At 69.4% G+C, this 6,041-nt stretch carries 1 protein-coding gene; it reads right to left on the bottom strand.

What is annotated here, in order from left to right; all coding sequences use genetic code 11:
- Positions 1-6,041, bottom strand: a 6,041-nt coding sequence (locus ACZ56E_RS40560) for an amino acid adenylation domain-containing protein (RefSeq protein WP_471221989.1), incomplete at both ends; no start/stop codon positions are given.

The raw sequence follows: 6,041 nt of genomic DNA, 5'->3' as shown, positions 1-6,041 counted from the left end.
GCGGGCAGGTCACCCTGCACGGTCCAGAAGCTGCAGTCGATCGCCGCCTCACTGGGACCGTAGGAATTGTGCAGCTCAAGGCCGGGAACCGCCTCGATGAGCCGCTCCGCCAGCGGTACCGGCAACTCCTCACCGCCACACACCAGTGAACGCAGCGCCGTGCACCCGGCCAGACCGCCCGCCTCGACGACCAGCGCCAGCATCGAAGGCACGAAGTCCACAATCGTGACGCCCTGTTCGGCCATCACCGCACCGAGATAGTCCGGGTCACGGTGGCCACCGGGACGGGCCACGACCAGACGCGCACCGGCCATCAGCGTCCCGAAGACTTCCCAGGCGAAGGCATCGAAGCCGGACGCAGTCTTCTGCAGTACCGAGTCGTCCGGGGTCAGCCGGAGATGACGGTGCGTCCAGTCCAGGCGGTTCACCACCCCGCGATGGGTATTGACCGCACCCTTGGGACGGCCGGTGGAACCGGAAGTGAAGACGACGTACGCGGCGGAGTCGGCCAGAGCCAGCGGCGCGAGGTTCCCCTCCGGCTCCCCGGCCCACGTCTCCTCGTCGTCGACGTACAGCACCGCGGCATCAGTCGCGGGCAGCACGTCCCGCAGCCGCCGCTCGGTCACCACAACCGGGGCCACGGTGTCCTCGACCATCCCGGCGAGACGATCGGCCGGATAATCCGGATCCAGCGCCACATAAGCCCCACCGGCCTTGGCGACCGCCAGCGTGGCCACGACCAGCTCCGCCGAACGCTCCAGGCACAGACCGACCACCGAATCGGCCGTCACACCCAACGCCCGCAGACGACGAGCCATACGGTTCGCCCGAGCGTTCAACTCCCCATACGTCAGCCGGATCTCCTCGAACACGACCGCGACAGCATCCGGAGTCCGAGCAACCTGAGCCTCCACCAACTCATGCAGACAGGCCTCACCCACCTCATGCGAACCGCCCTGCCACTCGGAGAAGAGCAGGCCGCGCTCGGCCTCCGGCACGAAGTCGGCCCGCGCGTCCCCGTCGGCGTCGGCGGCCATGGCCTCCAGAACCGACCGGAACATGCCCACGATCCGCTGCGCGTTCGGACGGGTGAGCGCCGGCACGTTGACCGTCAGGATGATGTGTCCGCCGCGCGATGACACCGACAGGGGTGTCTCGATGGGGCTGTCGTCGATGCCCCCGAGGGGGTCGATCAGATCGGTGTCGACCTGACGGAAGTCCTGGTAGTTGAAGAGGACGTCGACGAGCCGCTCCTCCTGGGCCAACTCGCGCTGGATCTCGGGCATGGGGAAGCGGCGGTGCCCCCAGGTCTCCACCTCGCGGGCGAAGGTCCGCCGCACCAGCTCGCGCCAGGTGCGGGCACCCCGGTCGACGGGAAAGGGCAGGGTGTTGAGATACATCCCGTAGACCCGGTCCGCGCCCGTCATCTCAGGCCGCGAGTCGAAGACGAGACCGACGTGGAAGGCGGGCTCGTCGGTGAGCATGCTCATCACCTTGGTGTGCGCCGCTACCATCACGCTCTTCAGCGAGGCGTCCGCCGCCGTGGCCAGAGCACGCAGCCCGGGCTCGATGTCATGCCACGCGGTGGCTACGCGGAACGTCCCCCCGGGAGTGTCCGGGGCATCGCTCCACCCTGCGGGAAGGGTGAACTTGGCGTAGTCGGCGACGGTGTCACGCCAGTAGGCGCGGTCTTCCTCGGAGTCGAGGGATTCCAGCTCACCGGCGATGAAGTCGGCATAGCGGACGGCAGGGGTCTGGTAAGGCTCGGGCTCCAGGCCGTCGCGCAGGCGCATGTAGCAGCCCAGCAGCTCCATCAGGAGGGAGTGGTAGCTCCAGCCTTCCATGACGGGATGGCATTCGGTGACCGAGATCCACCAGCCGTTGTTCCGCGTGGTGTGCGCGAAGTAGCGCATCAGCGGGGGCACGGCGAAGTCGAAGACCCGGGCACGCTCGGCGGCGGTGAACTCGTGCAGCCGCGCGTGCTGTTCGGTCTCCGGCAGGTCACCGAGATCGGCGACGCCCATGGCCGGCTCGGCGCTGGCGTGCACCACCTGCATGGGTGTGGAGTACGTCGACAGGTCGATGGAGGTGCGCAGGGCTTCGTGGCGGGCCACGACGATGCGTCCGGCCTCGGCGAACGCCTCGGCCGAGAAGGGCTTGTCGTCACGGATCCGGTAGGTCGACACATTGTGGTAGTGGTTGCGGCCGGTGTCCGCGAGCATCTCCACGACCATGCCGGTCTGCGTCCGCGACAACGGATACGCATCCACAGCACTTTCGGGCAGCTTGGCCCGATCCGCCGCCGATATCAGCGCGAAGCGGTCCACGGTCACCGGGACGGTTTCCTCCGTGCCCGTCTGCCCGGCCAGCAGCTCGGCGAGCGCGGCGATGGTGCGGGTGGCGAAGACGTCGCGCACGGAGACATCGAATCCGGCGGTACGCAGGGCACCGACGAGGGAGACGGCACGGATGGAGTCACCACCCAGGTCGAAGAAGGAATCCTCGACGCCGACCTCGTCCAGGCCCAGAACCTCGGACCAGACGGCGGCCACCCGCTCCTCGGCCTCGGTCCGCGGAGCGACGTAGGCGCCGCGGGCGAAGGCGTCCTGCTCCGGGGCGGGCAGAGCCCGCTTGTCGAGCTTGCCGTTCGCGGTCAGCGGCAGCGCCGCCAGCTCCACGAACGCAGCCGGCACCATGTAGTCGGGCAGCGTACGGCCCAACTCGACGCGCAGCACCGACAGTTCTACGGCACCGCCATCGAGGACCGGAACGTAGTAGGCGACCAGGCGCTTGTCACCCGGGGTGTCCTCGCGGACAATCACGACCGCGTCCCGGATGCCGGACTGCGCGGACAGAGCGGCCTCGATCTCGCCCAGCTCGATACGGTAGCCCCGGATCTTGACCTGGTCGTCGATACGGCCCAGGAACTCCAGACTGCCGTCCTCGCGACGACGCGCCAGATCACCACTGCGATACAGACGCGCCCCCGGCGCACCAAACGGATCCGGCACGAACCGCTCAGCGGTCAGCGCGGGACGCCCGAGATAGCCACGGGCCACACCCGGACCACCCACATACATCTCCCCCGGCACCCCGATGGGCACCAAGTTGCCTTCACCGTCCAGCAGATGAATCGACAGATCACTCAGCGGACGGCCGATCGGATTGCCCGCGCCCTCCGCGAAGTCCCGCTTGGTGAGGCGGTGGTACGTGGAGTGCACCGTGGTCTCGGTGATCCCGTACATGTTGACCAGGGCCGTACGGCCCAGACCCAGGCGCGAGACCCAGGGCTTGAGGTCTCCGAGTTCGAGCTTCTCGCCCGCGAAGACGACGGCGCGCAGGGCGAGTTGGCCTACCCGGGGATCGCCGTCGGCAGCCGCACCCACCAGGGAACGGAACGCCGACGGAGTCTGCGAAAGGACACTTACCTGTTCGCGTACCAGCAGGTCCAGGAAGTCATCCGGCGACTGCGCCACCTCACGCGGCACGACGACCAGGCGGCCGCCGTGCATCAGCGCGCCCCACATCTCGAACACCGACACATCGAAGGCATAGGAATGGAAGAGGGAGAACGCGTCGGAGGAATCGAAGGCGTAGTGCTCCTGGCAGACGTCCAACAGGCGCACCACATTGGCGTGTTCCAGGTTCACGCCCTTGGGTCGGCCCGTGGAACCGGAGGTGTAGATGACGTACACCGTGTTGTCCGGCGCCACGGCCACACCCGGGTTCGACGCCTCGCACGCCGCGATGGCATCCCGGTCCGCGCCATCCAGGACCACGGTCCGGCCCTGATGGAAGCCGTCCACGACATCCAGCAGGCCGGAGGAAGTGACCACCAGGGACACTCCGGCATCCTGAGCCACATACCCTAGCCGCTCGGCCGGATTGACCGGGTCCAACGGCACATAACCCGCACCCGACTTGAGCACACCCAACAACGTCGGGATCAGGTCTGCCCCGCGCTCCAGACACACACCCACCAACGACTCCGGCCCCACACCCAGACCCGCCAGATGGTGAGCGAGCCGGTTCGCCCGCGCATTCACCTCTCCGTACGACAACTCCACACCACCGGCGACCACAGCGACCGCCTCCGGAGCCTCGCCGGCCTGCTCCTCGAACACCTCGTGCACACACCGCTCCACCGGAACCACGGCCGTGCCCCCGGCGGCGTCGCCGAGCAGGCGCTCACGCTCGCCCTCCGGCAGGTACACCGCACGGGCGTCGCCGTCGAGGTCGGCGGCCATGGCTTCCAGGACGGACCGGTACATCCCCGCGATGCGCTGGGCGTGCTTCCGGCCGAGGGTACGGGTGTTGGCGCTGAGGCTGATGCGGGTGCCGGTCGCGTCGACGGAGAGGCCGAACTCCTTCGGAGCGTCGTTGAACGCCATGCCGGTGTCCACGACCCCGTCGTCGACCTGGTGGAAGTCGACGAAGTTGAACAGGACGTCGATGAGGCGGCCGCCGCCGGCCTCGCGCTGGATCTCCGGCATCGGGAAGCGGCGGTGGCCCCACAGCTCCACCTCGCGGTCGAAGACCTGCCGCACCAGCTCGCGCCAGGTGCGGGCGGTGCGGTCCGCGCCGAACGGCAGGGTGTTGAGCTGCATGCCGATCAGCCGGTCCGCGCCCACGGCCTCGGGCCTGGCGTGGCAGACGAGCCCGGTGTGGAAGGCCGGTTCGTCGGTGAGCGTGCCGATGACCTTGAGGTGCGCGGCGAGCAGCACGCTCTTCAGGGGGACGTCCACGGCCGCGGCCGCCTCGCGCAGGGCGTCGCCGAGGTCGGCGTACTCGACCTGGACGCCGTAGGACTCGGCGGGCCTGAGGCCGTCACCCCACTCGGCGGGGAGCGTGAAGCTCGCGAAGCCGTCGATGGCCTCCCGCCAGTAGGCGCGGTCCTCCTCGGAGTCGAGGGATTCCAGCTCACCGGCGATGAAGTCGGCGTAGCGGACGCCGGGCGTGTCGTAGGGCTCCGGCTCCAGGCCGTCCCGCAGCCGCGTGTAGCAGGTCAGCAGCTCCATCAGGAGGGACTCGTGGCTCCAGCCGTCCAGGATCACATGGGGGCTGGTGGACGACAGCCACCAGCCGTCGGCGTCCGTCGTGTGCACGAAGAGACGGACCAGCGGGGCGGTGCCGAGGTCGAGGTGGCGCTCCCGCTCTGCGAGCACGAACGCGCGCAGGGCGCTCTCGGTCTGCTGCCGGTCCGCGGCACCCAACTCCGCGACGCCCAAGGAGACTTCGGCGGCGGGGTGGATGAGCTGGAGCGGGCGCGAGTAGTCGCTGAGGTGCACCGAGGCGCGGAGCGTCTCGTGCCGCCGGGCGATGGTGCGCCAGGCTTCCCGCAGCGCGTCCGCCACGAACGGCTTCTCGTCACGGATCCGGACTGTGGAGATGGTGTGGTACGCGTCCCCTCCGTCGCCGACGAGCATCTCGGCGACCATGCCGGTCTGCACCTGCGACAGCGGGTAGGCGTCCACGACGCCCTCGGGGAGCCTGGCCCGGTCGTCGGCGGAGATCAACGCGAACGGCTCGACGCTCCGCACTTCCCGCGCCTCGCCGGTGTCCGTCACGGCCCGGCTCAGCGCCGCGACCGTACGGCCCTCGAAGACCTGCTGGATCGTGGCCTCCAGACCGGCGGCACGCAGGGCGCCGACCAGGGCGACGGCGCGGATGGAGTCGCCGCCCAGGTCGAAGAACGAGTCTTCGACGCCGACCTCGTCCAGGCCCAGAACCTGGGACCAGACGGCGGCCACCCGCTCCTCGGTCCCGGTGCGCGGCGCGACGTAGTTCCCGCGCGCGAAGGCGTCCTGCTCGGGGGCGGGCAGGGCGCGCTTGTCGGCCTTGCCGTTGGGCGTGACCGGGACCGTGTCCAGCTTTACGAAGGCCGCGGGCATCAACTGCTCGGGCAGCGAACGGGCCAACTCGGCGCGCAACGCGGCAGGATCGGCCCCCGTACCCGCCACCGGAACCCAGTAGGCGACCAGACGCTTGTCGCCCGGGCTGTCCTCACGTACGAGGACGACGGCCTCGCGGACATCGGCCAG

The sequence above is a fragment of the Streptomyces sp. NPDC039480 genome (assembly GCF_055597165.1).
The sequence above is the reverse complement of the archived record's forward strand: the minus strand, read 5'-3'. Positions and strand labels throughout refer to the sequence as shown.